Below are 382 nucleotides of genomic sequence, written 5' to 3'. Positions count from 1 at the left end.
CAGGCGTCGACGCGTTGCTCCCAACGCTCCTTGTCCTCGCGGTACTCGGCGATGTAGGACTCGGAGACCCGGTGATCGTGGCGGCCCAACTTCTTTGCCAGCGATGCTCTCGTTCCGCTGGGCGCCCTGGAGCTTGCCGGCCGCGACGACCACGGCCTTCGCGTCTTCCTCCGCCTCCTCCTCGGCCGCTTCGAGGTTTTCTTCCTCCTGGCTGATGCGGGCCGGGCCGACGTCGACGATGTGCTCCGCGCGTGCCAGCGCCGGCCGGGCGGTGGCGAGCCCGGCGGTGGCCCGCTGGATCGCGTTCTCGGCGGCGGTGATCGCCGGGACCGCGGCCTGTGCCCGGGGGTCGTCGGCGACATCGGGCGCGGGGTCGTGGGAG

General features: G+C 72.5%; 1 protein-coding gene. It reads right to left on the bottom strand.

Annotated elements, in window-relative coordinates; translation table 11 throughout:
• The coding region (locus ACNFOC_RS55925) for a hypothetical protein (protein WP_416966515.1) at positions 1–382 on the bottom strand (382 nt) is incomplete at both ends.

It is taken from the genome of Streptomyces colwelliae (genome assembly GCF_048158785.1).
Taxonomy (GTDB): Bacteria; Actinomycetota; Actinomycetes; order Streptomycetales; family Streptomycetaceae; genus Streptomyces.
Note: the sequence above shows the minus strand (reverse complement) of the source record. Positions and strands in the feature narration are given on the sequence as shown.